10 protein-coding genes are annotated in these 14,486 nt (G+C 69.7%); 7 read left to right on the forward strand and 3 right to left on the reverse strand.

What is annotated here, in order from left to right:
• Nucleotides 1-25: 25 nt before the first annotated feature.
• The 5 genes from C0010_RS08330 to C0010_RS08350 all read left to right on the forward strand — a co-directional run bounded on the left by C0010_RS08330 (nucleotide 26) and on the right by C0010_RS08350 (nucleotide 8,541).
• Nucleotides 26-505 (forward strand): NUDIX hydrolase, encoded by a 480-nt coding sequence (locus C0010_RS08330; protein ID WP_105566594.1) that lies wholly within the window; start codon nucleotides 26-28, stop codon nucleotides 503-505.
• The gene (locus C0010_RS08335) at nucleotides 502-921 is read left to right on the forward strand and encodes an NUDIX hydrolase (RefSeq protein ID WP_105566595.1); all 420 of its coding nucleotides are present in this window, start codon (nucleotides 502-504) and stop codon (nucleotides 919-921) included. Before C0010_RS08330 ends, C0010_RS08335 begins: the two co-directional genes overlap by 4 nt.
• Before the next feature lie 188 nt (nucleotides 922-1,109).
• Nucleotides 1,110-1,877: a response regulator transcription factor gene (locus tag C0010_RS08340; protein ID WP_158685385.1), complete on the forward strand. Its 768-nt coding sequence runs from the start codon at nucleotides 1,110-1,112 to the stop codon at nucleotides 1,875-1,877.
• Between the two features lie 572 nt (nucleotides 1,878-2,449).
• Nucleotides 2,450-5,977 (forward strand): DUF7507 domain-containing protein, encoded by a 3,528-nt coding sequence (locus tag C0010_RS08345; protein ID WP_158685387.1) that lies wholly within the window; start codon nucleotides 2,450-2,452, stop codon nucleotides 5,975-5,977.
• Between the two features lie 380 nt (nucleotides 5,978-6,357).
• Nucleotides 6,358-8,541: an ATP-binding protein gene (locus C0010_RS08350; protein ID WP_232531838.1), complete on the forward strand. Its 2,184-nt coding sequence runs from the start codon at nucleotides 6,358-6,360 to the stop codon at nucleotides 8,539-8,541.
• Between the two features lie 91 nt (nucleotides 8,542-8,632).
• Here the strand turns inward: C0010_RS08350 and glnA are convergent, their stop codons facing one another.
• Nucleotides 8,633-10,057, reverse strand: coding sequence for a type I glutamate--ammonia ligase (gene glnA / locus C0010_RS08355; RefSeq protein WP_105566599.1), 1,425 nt, complete (start codon nucleotides 10,055-10,057; stop codon nucleotides 8,633-8,635).
• Between the two features lie 133 nt (nucleotides 10,058-10,190).
• On the opposite strand from glnA, the gene C0010_RS08360 reads away from it, so the two are divergent.
• The gene (locus C0010_RS08360) at nucleotides 10,191-10,595 is read left to right on the forward strand and encodes an RDD family protein (protein ID WP_174150257.1); all 405 of its coding nucleotides are present in this window, start codon (nucleotides 10,191-10,193) and stop codon (nucleotides 10,593-10,595) included.
• Nucleotides 10,596-10,657: 62 nt separating this feature from the next.
• Here C0010_RS08360 and C0010_RS08365 read toward each other — a convergent pair whose 3' ends face one another.
• Nucleotides 10,658-11,365, reverse strand: a complete 708-nt coding sequence (locus tag C0010_RS08365) for a DUF4191 domain-containing protein (protein ID WP_105566601.1) — start codon at nucleotides 11,363-11,365, stop codon at nucleotides 10,658-10,660.
• 110 nt (nucleotides 11,366-11,475) lie between these two features.
• Here C0010_RS08365 and C0010_RS08370 point away from each other — a divergent pair, with 110 nt between their 5' ends.
• The gene (locus C0010_RS08370; protein WP_105566602.1) at nucleotides 11,476-13,125 is read left to right on the forward strand and encodes a hypothetical protein; all 1,650 of its coding nucleotides are present in this window, start codon (nucleotides 11,476-11,478) and stop codon (nucleotides 13,123-13,125) included.
• Between the two features lie 154 nt (nucleotides 13,126-13,279).
• Here C0010_RS08370 and sucB read toward each other — a convergent pair.
• Nucleotides 13,280-14,486, reverse strand: a 1,207-nt coding sequence (gene sucB / locus C0010_RS08375; protein ID WP_105566603.1) for a 2-oxoglutarate dehydrogenase, E2 component, dihydrolipoamide succinyltransferase, incomplete at its 5' end; no start/stop codon positions are given.

Consider the following 14,486-nt stretch of genomic DNA (forward strand, 5'->3'; position numbering starts at 1 on the left):
GGGTCGCCTGCGTACGATGGGCCCCATGCCGACGCCCGATTTCATCCTCCGTCTGCGCGAGAAGATCGGGCAGGATCCGCTGTGGCTCATCGGCGTGACCGCCGTCGTCGTGCGCGGTGACGAGGTGCTCCTGGTCGAGCGGGCTGACAACGGCAAGGTGACACCGGTCACGGGGATCGTCGACCCCGGCGAACAGCCGGCGGATGCGGCCGTGCGCGAGGTCGCGGAGGAGACCGGCATCACCGCCGAGGCGACGGGGCTCTCTCGCGTGCGCTCGCTCCCGCCGATGACGCACGTCAACGGCGCCCGCGCGCAGTACCTCGACCTCGCCTTCCGCTGCGCCTACGTCTCGGGTGAGCCCCACCCCGCCGACGGCGAGAACGCGCGGGCCTGGTGGCACCCGATCGCGGAGCTCGACGGTGCGGGCCTCGCCGCCGAGATGCGCGACCGCATCGCTGCCGCGCTCGACTCTTCGGGAACGACGACGTTCGAGGGCGGCCGATGATCGACGACGAGAACCGGATCATCCGCGTGAGCGCGGTCGTGCTGCGGCATCCCGAGACGGGGCATCTCCTCACGGTGCGCAAACGGGGCACGAGCATGTTCATGCAGCCGGGCGGCAAACCGGAGCCGGGGGAGAGCGCGCTCGACGCGGCGGTCCGCGAGATCCGCGAAGAGCTCGGCGTCGAGCTCGACAGGGCCCGGATGACCGAGCTCGGCACGTTCACGGCACCGGCGGCGAACGAGGCAGGGTTCGACGTCACCGCCGATGTGTTCGTGCACCCGCCCGTGGTCGTCAATGCGCCGGCGGCCGAGATCGAGGAGATCCGGTGGGCCGACCTCGACGGCGAGCTCGGCGCCGAGTTCGCGCCCCTGATGCTGACCCGGATCGTGCCCGCGCTGCGGGCGTCCGGAGCGTAGCGGCGCACGAACATCCGCACGTCGGCCGAGGTCGGCGTCGCCCGCGCTGCGGGCGTCCGGAGCGTAGCGGCGCACGAACATCCGCACGTCGGCCGAGGTCGGCGTCGCCCGCGCATGGGGGCGACCCCGGGCCCCAGGCGCACCGATACCGCCGGCTGACAGGCGCTTCACCTTCGCGGGCCGTTCGTATGCTGGAATACGTGCAACTGGGCCCCCGTGCGGCCGATCCGCACGGGGTGCTCAATGGGGGATGTGGGCTGCCGCTGTGCTGTACAGCGGCCGGAGCAAGGGGATATATGTACCGTATTGCGGTGGTCGAGGACCATCTGCTGCAACGCCGGTATGCGACGGCGTTGATCAAGGCTCAGCCGGATATGACCGTCGTGTACGACGGCGATGACCTGCCTTCATTCGAGGCGTGGTTGCAATCGGCTGATCGGTTGTCCAAGCCCCACCTCGCGCTGCTCGATCTCATGGTCGAGCGCGGTCCGGACGCGAACCCGGCGACGGTGCGAGGGCTGGTGGCGGCCGGGATCCGCGTCGTCCTGTTCTCAGGGCTCGCATCGCCGCCGCTCGCCCGGCAGATGATCAGGGCCGGAGCCAGCGGCGTCATCGGCAAGCGCGACAATGAGACGAGCGTCCTCGCCGGGCTGCGGGCCACGCTCGCGGGACAGTGGTGGGTGTCACCGGAGCTGGCCGTTCTGATCGCGCACGATCCGAAGCAGCCCAAACTCAGCGATCAGGAAGAGCGCGCGCTCGTCCTCTACGCGTCGGGCCTGTCAGTCGACTCCGTCGCCGCCTCGATCGGCGTCAAGCCGGGTACCGCGAAGAAGTATCTGCAGCGCGTGCGCGAGAAGTACGCGGCGCTCGACCGCCCTGCTTCCACCAGGCAGGAGCTCATCAGAGCGGCGGCTCGGGACGGATACCTCCCGAGGCATGACCCGAGCATTGCGTGACTGCGGCGGAGCCATCGAGCGCTCCAGCACCGGCAGCAGACCGCGTGCGCGCTCGGCGAAGCGGGTCCGCGCGGAGCGTGTGGTGCGGCTCCTCTGACCTCCAAGGGGGGTCATTTCCGATCCGGCTGACCGCGCGTGGGGGTCAAGTGCCCGCGGGGTGATCAGCCGGAATACTCCGGGCACTTAGCTCGACGATGAGGGAGGCAATGCGACGCGTCCTGCGGCCACGGTCGCGGGTCGTCGCGCAGAGCCGGTGCTTCAGCACAGTTGTCCTGGGTGCCCTGCATCGTCATGCCCGTGGCGACCGCGCGTCCCTCGCAGCCATCGACGTCGCAGGGCTCGGGTGGGCCTCGTGACCAGGGGAGAGGAATCACGTGCACGACAACGAAAGATGGAGCCTTCGCGGCCCGGATCGCGACGAGGAGGTGACGACCGGTCGGAGCCGACGCGCATCCGGCAGGCGAGGGAGGAAGTCGCTCGCAGCCGTGATCGTCGCCTCTCTGATGACCTTCGGAGCTGCGGGTACCGCGAACGCTGTGGAGGCGTCGACGGCGCCGGCCCCGAACCCGCCGATGCCCGCGCAGTGTGAGCTGGACCTGGCTCTGAGCCTGGACCTGTCCAACTCCGTGGACGACACGCAGCTGCAGCAGATGCGTGACGGTGTGACCGAGCTGGCGCAGACATTGAGCGACTACCCGGTGCGGGTGGCCATGCACAACTTCGCGTCCAACGCGCCGGCGACCAACTCCGGAAGCAATGCCCCGCTCGCGATGACGGCCCTCGATGAGCCAGGCGTTGCGGCCGTGACCGAGTGGGTGCAGGGCATCCAGCGTCCTGCGCAGTCACTGGGCGGGACGAACTGGGACCGCGCCTTCGCCGCCGTCGAATCCTCGTCGGAGGAGTACGACGCGCTGCTGTTCGTCACCGACGGCAACCCGACCCAATACGGCAGCCCCGCGCAAGGGCCAGGCAGCTCCACGAACACCGCCACGATCACGGCGGCCGTCAACGCGGCGAACGCTCTGAAGGCCGAGGGCACTCGCGTCGTGGGCGTCGGCCTCACCGACAACATCGCGGATATGGCCGAGTTCCGCGAGCACATGTCGCAGATCTCCGGCCCCACCGAGGGCAGCGACTACCTGTCGACGAACTTCGAAGGCCTCTCCGACGTCCTGCTCGCGCTGATCGAGGAGAACTGCGCCGCCGCTCCTGCGCCGGCAATCGAGCTCGTGAAGACTGCGCAGCTCGCGGACGACGCCACGGGGGCGATCGGCGATACCGTCGAGTACACCTTCACGGCGACGAACACCGGTGACCAGACGCTCACGGACGTCGTGATCGACGACCCGAAGCCGGGCCTCACGGACCTCGAGTACACGTGGCCGGGAGAGCCGGGTGTTCTGGAGCCGGAACAGTCGGTGACGGCAACGGCCACGTACCAGGTGACCGAGACCGACCGCGACAACCGGATCATCCAGAACCACGCGACGGTGTCGGGCAATCCGCCGACGGGTCCTCCCGTCGCGGACGAGGACGACGCAGAGGTGACAATCCCGGACGACCCCGCGATCGAGCTGGTCAAGACCGCCGCACTGGCGGACGGCGACACCGGTGCTGTCGGCGACGTCATCGAGTACACCTTCACGGCCACGAACACCGGGAACGTCGCACTGACCGACGTCTCCATCTCCGATCAGCTCGACGGGCTGTCGGAGATCGCGTACGGCGAGTGGCCCGGCGAGGTCGGGGTCCTGAATCCGCACGAGCAGGTCACCGCGACGGCGACGTACTCGGTCGAGCAGTCCGACGTGAACATCGGCCGGGTGGACAACACCGCGACCACGACGGGAACGCCGCCCGAGGGCGACGATGTCTCGGACACCGACGACGCAACGGTGGACCTGCCGCAGGATGCTCGCATCGAGGTCGTCAAGACGGGCGCGCTGGAGGATGGCGCGTCGGGGCGTGCGGGCGACGTCGTCGAATTCGGCTTCACGGTCACGAACACCGGATCCGTGACGCTGACGGGCGTGGTGCTCATGGATGAGCTCGACGGCCTTTCGGACATCGTCTTCGGCGAGTGGCCCGGCGAGGTCGGGGTCCTGAACCCGCATGAGCAGGTCACCGCAACCGCGACCTACGTGCTGACGCAGTCGGACGTCGACGCCGGCGGTGTCGACAACACCGTCACCACAGCGGGAACCCCGCCTACGGGCGACCCGGTCGAGGACGAGGATGATGTGAACGTCCCCGTCGATTCCGCTCCTTCGATCGATCTGGTCAAGACGGGTGCGCTCGAGGATGGGGCGACGGGCCGGGTGGGCGACGTCGTGACCTACACGTTCACCGCGACCAACACCGGCAACGTCACGCTCGGTGACGTGTCGATCGCAGATGAGCTCGACGGCCTCTCGGACATCGCATACGGCGAGTGGCCGGGCGATGATGGCACGCTGCGGCCGGGGGAGCAGGTCATCGCGACCGCGACATACGCGCTGACGCAGGCGGATGTGAACGCCGGGCAGGTCGAGAACACCGCGTCCACGACGGGAACCCCGCCCACGGGCGATCCCGTCGAGGACGAGGACATCGAGATCGTCCCGGTCGAGCCGACTCCGGCGATCGACCTCGTCAAGACCGGTGGTCTCGAAGCGGGCGCCACCGCTGTGCCCGGCGACCACGTCGAGTACACGTTCACGGCGACCAACACCGGTAACGTGACGCTCACCGATGTGACGCTCGTCGACGAGCTGGTGGGCCTGTCGGACATCGCCTACGGCGAGTGGCCGGGCGAAGCGGGCACGCTCGCCCCGGGTGAGCAGGTCACGGCGACGGCGACCTATGCTCTCACACAGGAGGACATCGACGAGGGAGCGGTCCACAATGCCGCGACCGCGACGGGCAACCCGCCCTCGGGCGACCCGGTCGACGACGGCGACGAGCACGACGTGCTGCTGCCGCAGCTGCCCGTGATCGATCTGGTCAAGACCGGAACGCTCGACGGCGACGGCGTCGCCGGCGACATCGTGGACTACGAGTTCACCATCACCAACGTCGGGAACGTCACGCTCGTCGACGTCTCGATCGACGATGCGCTGGAAGGCCTGTCGGAGATCGTGTTCGGAGAGTGGCCGGCCGAGGCAGGAGTCCTCGCACCGGGTGAGCAGGTCGTTGCAACGGCGGCCTACACGCTGACGCAGGCCGACGTCGACGCCGGAAGCGTGGACAACACCGCGACGGTGACGGGCACACCGCCGGAAGGCGATTCCGTGACGGACGAGGACGACGTGACCATTCCGGTCACGCAGGGACCGGCGATCGAGCTGCGCAAGGTCAGCAGCCTCGAAGCGGGTGCCGGCTCCGGCGCGGGCGACCGGGTGGCGTACGCCTTCACCGCGACGAACACCGGAAGCGTGACGCTCACGGACGTCGTCATCGCGGACGAGCTGGAAGGCCTGTCGGAGATCGAGTACGACTGGCCGGGCGAGGCCGGAGTCCTGGTTCCGGGCGAGCACGTGACGGCAACGGCGACCTACACGCTGACGCAGGCCGACATCGATGCGGGCAGCGTGAACAACCACGCGCTCGTGACCGGCAACCCGCCGGTCGGCGACCCGGTTCGCGACGATGACGAGGTGACCACGCCGCTTGTGCAGCAGGCCGCGATCGACATCGTCAAGAGCGGCCAGCTCGATGGTGACGTCGTCGCGTACGAGTTCGCCGTGACCAACACGGGCGGCGTCACTCTCTCGGGTATCGAGATCACCGACGAGCTCGAGGGCCTGTCGGAGATCGTCTACGGCGAGTGGCCCGGCGAGGCTGGGGTGCTCGCTCCTGGCGAGTCCGTCACCGCGAGCGCGAGCTACACCGTCACAGGTGCCGACCGCGACCGCGGGCATGTCGACAATCACGCCGCGGTGACGGGCAACCCGCCCACGGGCGACCCCGTCGACGCTTCGGATGACGAACGCGTCGTCGTCGGTTCCCTCGCCGTCACCGGTGCCGAGCTGAGCTGGGGCATCGCAGTCCTCGCCCTGCTGCTCATCGCGGGAGGCGCCATCCTGGTGATCGCTCGCCGACGCATCTCGGCGGCCAGCTAGACCGTCGGTGCCGGGACAGTCCTTCCCCCAAAAGGCGGCCCCGGCACCGATAGGCACCCCTCGTCCCGACGGGTGCGACAACTGAACAGATCGGCGCACCAAGGGATGCGAACCCCTTGGTGCGCCGATGGCGGCGCAGAGCGCCGCCGCTTCGGCCCGTCCACACCCCAACAGGGAACAGGATGGGCCGTCCGCGCTTCAGCTATCGGTGAAAGGATCTCCTCATGGCACAGATCACCGGTCTGTCCGCCGGCGCGCCTCGCGCGCGCCCCGGCGCGATGCCTCCCGATTCTTCTCTCGACGAAGCGCCCGGGGTCGGTTCGAGTCTCACCATGGCTATGCGCCGTGCTCAGCTCGCCGGCATCTTCTTGCTTCAGCTCGTGCTGCTGCTCGCCTCCTGTGCCTCCGCGCTCATCGTTCCCACGGCCACAGTATTCGTGGTCGCTGCGATCGTCCTGGCTGCGGGTCTCAGCGTTGCGCTCCTGCGCGTGCACGTGTTGGCGCTGATCGTTGTCCACTACGCGGCGCTGGGCTTCTACTGCGTTGCGGCGGCGACGCCCGATGATGCGCTCGTCGAGGCGCTGGTCCCGTTGACAGCCTTCACGATCATCCTCCCGATCATGCTCCTTCCCGGGGTGTTGCCGATCGCCGTATCCTGCTCGCTCACCCTGGCGTACGCGGCTCTGCTCGCGATCGCACATCCGGAATGGGATCGTGCGGTCGTGAGCAACTCGCTCGCGACGAGCGGAGTTCTCGTCGTCAACGCCGCGGTCTTCATCTATGCCCTGCGCAGGATCGCGCGTTCGTTCGACCGGCGGAAGGTGATCGCCACGGCAGAGGAAGCACGTGCGGTGCGCAGACGGGCCGCGAAGGATGCGACGGCCGAGTACGTGAGGGTGCTCCACGACACGATCGTGAATACGTTCGGCGCACTGGCGCGAGGCGGGGACCACGGCCCGACTCCCGCGGACGCCAGGGCACGGTGCCGCCGAGACCTCGAGCGCATTCGTGACTTCCAACGGCGTACGGCAGCGGGCCGAACCTCTCGGGTCAGCCTGACAGACATCGAGCGCGTGGGCCTGCCCGTGAGGTGGAAAGGGATCGTCGGGGATGACCTGCGCCGGTTCCAGGCGCTGCTTCCGGTGCCGGTCCTCGAGGCGCTCTACGGATGCGCCTCGGAGGTTGCTCTCAACGCAGTCAAGCACTCCGGGGCCGATCACATCGTCATCGACACCCGCTACGTCGATGACGTGCTCCAGGTGGAGATCTCCGACGATGGCAGTGGTTTCGACCGGAACCGCGTGACGCAGCGCGGGGTCGCGGAATCCCTCTTCGCTCGAGGCGAGGCCCACGGCATCGCCGTCGCGCTCGAGACGGAGGTCGGTTCGGGAACCACGGTCCGACTCTCCTACCCGCTCAGCACGGGGGCCGGGGATACGGGCACGGAGGGAGCGGCCAGAAGGGCTCGACCCTTGCGCCGCTTCACACGGGAGGTGACGATCGCCTGGGCGCTGCACGTGAGCGCGATCAGCGCGTCGCTGGAAGTCCTGGGCCCTCGCGGCGGCGACCCTTCGGCATACGCGACGATCGGTGCACTCCTGCTCTTCACTGGCGTGGTCTGGCTCACGACTCGAGACGACCGCTGCTTGCCGAAGTGGCTTGTCGGGCTCGCGATCGTCGCTGTTCCTGCGCTGAACTGGGCAGCGCTCGTCTCCATCGGTGAGGGGTATGACGCACCCTACTTCTTCCAGTCCCTCTCGCTCACCGTGCTGCCCGTCCTGCTTCATGCATCGAGCCGGACGATCGCGCCGTTCCTCGTCGCCGCCGCGCTGCAGGGCGTCAGCATGGTGCCTCTGGGGCTGGTTGTTCTCACAGGTGAGGACCCCGATCAGCTGTCACGCGCTCTTCTGCTCGAAGCCCCCGCCGCGGGTCTGCTCGCTATGTGGTGGCTCGTGTTCCGGAAGTTCCGGTCTCTCGAGGCAGAGGCAGACGTGTCAGAGCGGCGCATGGAGCGGGCGATGCGAGATTCAGCTGCGCATACGGCGGCGATCGAAGTCCAAATGCGCTGGAACGCATCCGGATTGCAGGGCTCCTTCCGTCTGTTGCGTGACATCGCGGACGGGACGGTTCAACCGGATGACCTGGAGGTGCGACGTCGCTGCGGCGATGAAGAGGCGTTCCTTCGTCAGGTCAGCGCGCTGTCACAGGCAACGGCGCTGATGGGACGCTGGTTCGCATTGGCCCTGGCCGAAGCGCGGAGGAAGCAGATCCGCCTCGAGCTGCATGCCGAACGGGCAGAGGTCGAGGACCCTGCCGATGCCGACGCGCTGGGACACCTCATCCTCGACTGCATCGATGCCAGCGCCGAGGACAGCACGGTGAACGTGACGCTCCTGAAGCGCGACGACGTCGTGCGCATGCTCATCGTCGGGAATCGCGACGGTGAGCTCGCCGCTCGCGCGAAAGACCATGTGCAGGACAGGCTGTGCGTCGTGACGGAGACGCTTCGCGACCGAGTTCTGGTCGATGTGACGCTGAGCGGAGCCGTGGCAGTCCTGAACTGACGCGCGCCACCGTCACCGGTATCGCGCCGACGCAACGAGGGCCTGGCTTCCCATTGGGGAAGCCAGGCCCTCGTGAAGGGTCAGCCGGAGCTCAGACGCCGAAGTAGAGCTCGTACTCGTAGGGGTGCGGGCGCTGCGCCATCGGGAGCACCTCGTTCTCCATCTTGTACTCGATCCAGGTCTGGATGAGCTCTTCGGTGAACACGCCGCCCTCGAGGAGGAACGCGTGGTCCTCCTGCAGGGCCTCGAGCACCGCAGTGAGCGTCGTCGGGACCTGGGGGATGCTCTTGGCCTCCTCCGGGGGGAGCTCGTAGAGGTCCTTGTCGATCGGCTCGTGCGGCTCGATGCGGTTCTTGATGCCGTCGATGCCGGCCATCAGCTGGGCCGCGAACGCGAAGTACGGGTTGCCGGACGCGTCGGGGGCGCGGAACTCGATGCGCTTGGCCTTCGGGTTCGAGCCGGTGATCGGGATGCGCACGGCCGCCGAGCGGTTGCCCGCCGAGTACACCAGGTTGATCGGGGCCTCGAAGTGCTTCACCAGGCGGTGGTACGAGTTGATCGTCGGGTTGGTGAACGCCAGCAGCGCCGGGGCGTGCTTCAGGATGCCGCCGATGTACCAGCGGGCGATGTCGGAGAGCTGCGCGTAGCCCTGCTCGTCGTAGAACAGCGGCGAGCCGTCCTTCCAGAGCGACTGGTGCGTGTGCATGCCCGAGCCGTTGTCGCCGAACAGGGGCTTCGGCATGAACGTCGCCGTCTTGCCCCACTCGTCGGCGGTGTTCTTCACGATGTACTTGAACTTGAGCACGTCGTCGGCGGCGTGCACCATCGTGTCGAACTTGTAGTTGATCTCGGCCTGGCCGGCGCCGCCGACCTCGTGGTGCGCGCGCTCGAGCTCGAGGCCCGCGTCGATCAGGCGCAGCGAGATGTCGTCGCGCAGATCGGCCTGCTTGTCGACGGGCGAGACAGGGAAGTAGCCGCCCTTGTACGGGGTCTTGTTGGCGAGGTTGCCGCCCTCTTCCTCGCGGCCGGTGTTCCACGCGGCCTCCTCGGAGTCGACGGCGTAGAAGCTGCGACCCTGCGAGACCTCGTAGCGCACGTCGTCGAAGATGTAGAACTCGGCCTCGGGCGCGAAGAACGCGGTGTCGGCGATGCCCGTCGAGGCGAGGTACTTCTCGGCCTTCTTGGCGACCTGGCGCGGGTCCTTCGAGTAGACCTCGCCGTTGCGCGGGTTGTAGATGTCGAAGACCATCACGAGCGTCTTGTTCTCGCGGAACGGGTCGAGGTAGGCGGTCGTGACATCCGGGATCAGCTGGAGGTCGCTCTCGTCGATGGTGGCGAAGCCGCGGATCGACGATCCGTCGAACATCTGGCCCGTCGTGAAGAAGTCTTCGTCGACCGTCGACGCGGGGATGTTGAAGTGCTGCTGCACACCGGGGAGGTCCGTGAAACGGATGTCGAGGAACTTGACGTCCTCGTCCTTGATGTACTTCAGCACCTCGGAGGAATCGTTGAACATTGGGGCTCCAGAATCGCCGATCTCATGTGGCCGCCGCTTCGGGCGACAGTTAGAACCTACCCACGCGAGGTTGCTCTGTCATATCCCTGATGTTTCAGGCATGTTACGAGCGGGGCCTGCGTAGGCTATCGGGGTGAGTGAAGCCACCGCCGATCAGGACTACCCCGGCCAGCGACTCGGCCTGCCGCCGCAGGGCTCGTCCGGGAGCATCGCGACCTTCGGGCGCCGCATCGCCGCCCTCGTGATCGACCTCGCCTGCGCGGCGCTGATCGGGCTGGCGTTCTTCGACTACTCGCCGTGGGCGACGAACCTGGTCTTCGCCGCCGTGCAGATCGTGTTCATCCCGACGCTCGGCGGCAGCCCGGGGCACCGCATCATGGGCCTGTACCTCGTGCGTGTGTCGGGCGGTTGGGTCGGGGTCTGGCGCCCGATCATCCGGACCGCGCTGCTGTTCCTCGTCATCCCTGCCGTCGTCGCCGACGACGACCACCGCGGCCTGCACGACAAGGCCGCCGGCACGATGCTCCTGCGGCGCTGACGCCGCGCGAACGACGAGGGCCTCCGGATGATCATCATCCGGAGGCCCTCGTCACGGAACGCTCAGCGCGGGCGGGGGGCCCTGGCCTTCATGGGGTCGATGCCCTTGGGGATCGGGAGCGAGCTGAGCGACTGCGAGAGCGACTCGAGGCGCGAGATCACGGCGCCCATGGTCGCCTTGTCGATCGTCTTCGGCAGGGCCTTGATGGTCTTCGCGAGGTGCTTGATCTCGACCTCGTCCTCACCGTGGCCGACGTAGAACGTGTGCACGGGCACGCCGGCGGCGGCGCGCTTGGCCTTCATGTTCTCGTCGCGCATCAGCTTCTTGAGGCGACCGCGCTGGCCCTCGCCGACGAGCACGATCCCTCCGCGGCCGACCGCGCGGTACACGGCCTCCTGAGTCTTGGGGTTGACGCCGACGGGCATCTCGTCGCCGCGCCACTTGCGGCCGAGCATGTTCGAGACCACGTGGCCCGCCGCGCCGGGGTTGCCGTCGAGGCGCCGGTACATCACGACGGTCGCGAGGCGGTTCATCATCAGCATCGCGGCGATCATGCCGAGCATGAGGCCGAAGATCGGCCACAGCACGAAACCGAGGATCGTGGGCTGGAACAGGAGCGCCAGCAGCACGCCGATGGCGATGCCCAGCACGAGGATGCCGACCAGGCCGTAGGGCAGCCAGGGGTAGTCCTTCTTGGTGAAGGAGATGAGGTCCTTGATCTGCGAGAAGAAGTTCGGGCGCTTCTCCGGTTTGCTGCCGCGTTCTGCCATGCCCCCAGTTTACGTGGCTTCCCTCACAGGTGCCGCACACGCGGGCGCCGCCTCCACAGGCGCTCCGCCGCACTTGTGCCATCGGGGCCGTCCCGCGTTCCGTGGTCGATATGGACGAGTTCGACGACATCATCGCGGGGCGGGGCGCGGCGCCGGAACCGCTGACGGACGCGTACCGGGTGATCCGCCCGCTCGGCGGGGCGGAGCACCCCGTGACCGCCGTGCTCGCCCATGGCCCCGATGGCCCGGTCGCTCTGGCGGATGTGCGCGACCTCACCGGCTGGCCGGGGTGCGGCCTGCGCGGCCAGCACGTGCTTGCGCCCATCGATGTCGCGCGCACCGCGGGCGGTCATGCTCTCGTGCTGGCGTGGTGCCGCCATCGCATCACGACCCCATGGGCGGCAGGGAGCCTCTCGGGCGGACAGGCCGTGACGTTGGCGGTCAGCATGATGCGGGGTGCGCTCGAGGCACGTGCGAGGGAGCGCGGCGTCTCGGAGGGCCCGCCGGGTACGTGGTGGGCCGACGACGACGGGCGCCCGCTGTTCGCGGCGACGGCCCCGGGAGCCGCCGTCGGTGACGGCTCCCGGCCCGCAGGTCCGCGGGCGGACGACGCCGGGCGAGGGGGTCGCCGCGGGTCGAGGGGTTCGTCGAGCGGGACGGCGGGGGAGACGGCGGCGCTCGGCGCCGCGGCCGTGCTCGCGGTCGTCGCCGACGGCATGGCGGACAGGGTGGTGCGCCGCCTGCTCGAACGCGCGGTCGCGCTGCTCGGCGATCCTGCGGAGCTCCCGCGCGGAATCGACGAGATCGAGGCCGAGCTCTTCGAGGCCTGTGCGCCGCAGCCGCTCGACTTCACCGACCCGGACGGCTCGGAACCCGATGACGCCCGACCGCCGGCGCGCGTCGGGCGTCGCTTCGCTCCCGCTGGTGGCCGTGCGCCCGGCGGCGCCGCCCGCGGGGGCGGCCCGGCGCGGACGGTGCGGCGCGCAGCTCGGCCGAGGGGCCGTGCCGAAGGTCGCGGCCCCGGGAGGGACAGCGCCGCCGGCGCGCGTGCGTCGGCGGGCGGGAGTATCGGCGCCGCGGCGAAGACCGCGCGGCGGGCAGCACGAGCCGTGGCGAGCCGTGCGGGTGCGGGGCTGAGCGGCCGCCGCGCGGCGTACGCGCTCGGCGGGGCCGCGGCGGCCGGGGTGCTGATCGTCGGGCTGCTGTGGCCGAGCGGCGAGCCGCGCGCACAGGCGGACGAGGCCGGATCGGTCGGGAGCAGCGAGGCCGGTCACGCCGACGGGGCCGATGGTGAGCGCGCTGATGCGGGTGGGGGCGCGGTCGCGGCGGATACCGGTGGCGAGGAGAACGACGGACGGCGAATCGGGAGCGACGGGTCACGGGGCCCCGACGGCGGCGCCCCGAACGCGCCCGACGATGCCGCGGGCGGAGCCGAGGAGGAGCCCGCCGCCGACGACGCGCCCGGCTCCGACGCGGGCATCGAGGTCGAGGTCTCGGCGGATCCCGTCGAATCGGCCGCGCGGCTGATCGGGCGCGCGGCCGAATGCGGCGACGCCTGCGACGGCGTATTCGCCGCCGGGGCCGGCGCGGGGCCGGAGTCGGCGCCGTGGCCCGAGCTCGCAGGCGAGGGGGTCGCGCTCGTCGACGACTACGGCGGCGTCACCCTGGTCAAGGCGGGCACGGGCGGGGGCGCGCACTACCTCAGCCTCGTGCTCTCCGACGGGCGCTGGCTGCTGCGCGACGCGTACCCAGCGGGTTGATGCACGCACGGTCGGGCGGCGCGTCGCGACCGGGAAGCGGCCGCGTCCGTCGCCGTGCGGCGCGAGCACCGCTGGCCGGAGCGGGCCGCGAACACAGACGACGAGGGCGGGAGGGGCTCCTGCCCCCTCCCGCCCTCGTCGGTGATCCGTGCGATCAGATGCCGAGATCGCCGCGGAAGTCGGCGGCCTCGAGGCGCGCCTTCATCGCGGAGAGGAAGCGTGCGGCATCCGCGCCGTCGATTGTGCGGTGGTCGTACGACAGCGCGAGGTAGACGTACGAGCGGATGCCGATGGCCTCACCCGCGTCGGTCTTCACGACGCCGGGGCGCTTGTACACGACGCCCGTGCCGAGGATGGCCGACTGCGGCAGGAACACGACGGGGGTGTCGAACAGCGCGCCGCGCGAACCGGTATTGGTCAGCGTGAACGTACCGCCGGCGAGCTCGTCGGGCTTCAGCTTGTTGTCGCGCGTGCGGGCGGCCAGGTCGGCGATGTCCGCCGCGATCTGGGAGATGTTCTTGTCGCCGGCGTCGCGGATGACCGGCGTGAGCAGACCGCGCTCGGTGTCGACCGCGAACGAGATGTTCTCCTGCGCCGGGTACACGATGTTCTCGCCGTCGAGCGTCGAGTTGATGATCGGGTACGCCTTGAGCGCCTCGACCGCCGCGAGGGCGAAGAACGGCATGAACGAGAGCTTGTTGCCGGTCTTGGCGAGGAACTCGTCCTTCGTCGCGGTGCGCAGCGCGGCGACCGCCGTCACGTCGACCTCGACGACCGTCGTCAGCTGTGCCGTCGACGTCATGGACTCGACCGCGCGCTTCGCGAGCACCTTGCGCAGGCGGCTCATCGGCTGCGTCGTTCCGCGCAGCGGCGACGTCTCGAGCTTCGGGGCGGCAGAGGCAGCGGCGGGAGCCGGAGCTGCCGCCGGGGCCGGAGCGGACGCCGCGTTCAGCACGTCCTCCTTGCGGATGCGGCCGCCGACGCCGGAGCCGGCGACCGTCGCCAGGTCGACGCCGTGCTGGGCCGCCAGGCGGCGCACGAGCGGCGTGACGTAGACCCTGTCGTTCGACGCAGGAGCGGCGGGAACCGGAGCCGGAGCCGCGGCGGCCGGCGCGGCAGCGGGCGCCTTGGCAGCGGGGGCCGGGGCCTCGGCGGCGGGCGCGGCCGGAGCCGGTGCGGCGGGTGCCGCTGCCGGGGCCGCGGGAGCGGCGGCCGGGGCCGCGGGAGCGGCGGGCGCTGCGGCGCCGGAGCCGACGCGGGCGAGCACTGCGCCGACCTCGACGGTGTCGTCTTCGGCGGCGAGCAGTTCGAGCACGGTGCCGGCGACGGGCGAGGGGACCTCGGTGTCGACCTTGTCGGTG

Origin of the sequence: Microbacterium halophytorum, assembly GCF_002970975.1 — a bacterium.
In the GTDB taxonomy this organism is placed as follows: Bacteria; Actinomycetota; Actinomycetes; order Actinomycetales; family Microbacteriaceae; genus Microbacterium; species Microbacterium halophytorum.

What these genes read in the sequence shown, in the direction of transcription:
- glnA (WP_105566599.1), bottom strand. Translation starts at nt 10,057, where the DNA reads ATGTTCAACGATTCCTCCGAGGTGCTGAAGTACATCAAGGACGAGGAC.
- C0010_RS08365 (WP_105566601.1), bottom strand. Translation starts at nt 11,365, where the DNA reads ATGGCAGAACGCGGCAGCAAACCGGAGAAGCGCCCGAACTTCTTCTCG.
- C0010_RS08330 (WP_105566594.1), top strand. Translation starts at nt 26, where the DNA reads ATGCCGACGCCCGATTTCATCCTCCGTCTGCGCGAGAAGATCGGGCAG.
- C0010_RS08340 (WP_158685385.1), top strand. Translation starts at nt 1,110, where the DNA reads ATGCTGGAATACGTGCAACTGGGCCCCCGTGCGGCCGATCCGCACGGG.
- C0010_RS08335 (WP_105566595.1), top strand. Translation starts at nt 502, where the DNA reads ATGATCGACGACGAGAACCGGATCATCCGCGTGAGCGCGGTCGTGCTG.
- C0010_RS08370 (WP_105566602.1), top strand. Translation starts at nt 11,476, where the DNA reads ATGGACGAGTTCGACGACATCATCGCGGGGCGGGGCGCGGCGCCGGAA.
- C0010_RS08345 (WP_158685387.1), top strand. Translation starts at nt 2,450, where the DNA reads ATGCCCGCGCAGTGTGAGCTGGACCTGGCTCTGAGCCTGGACCTGTCC.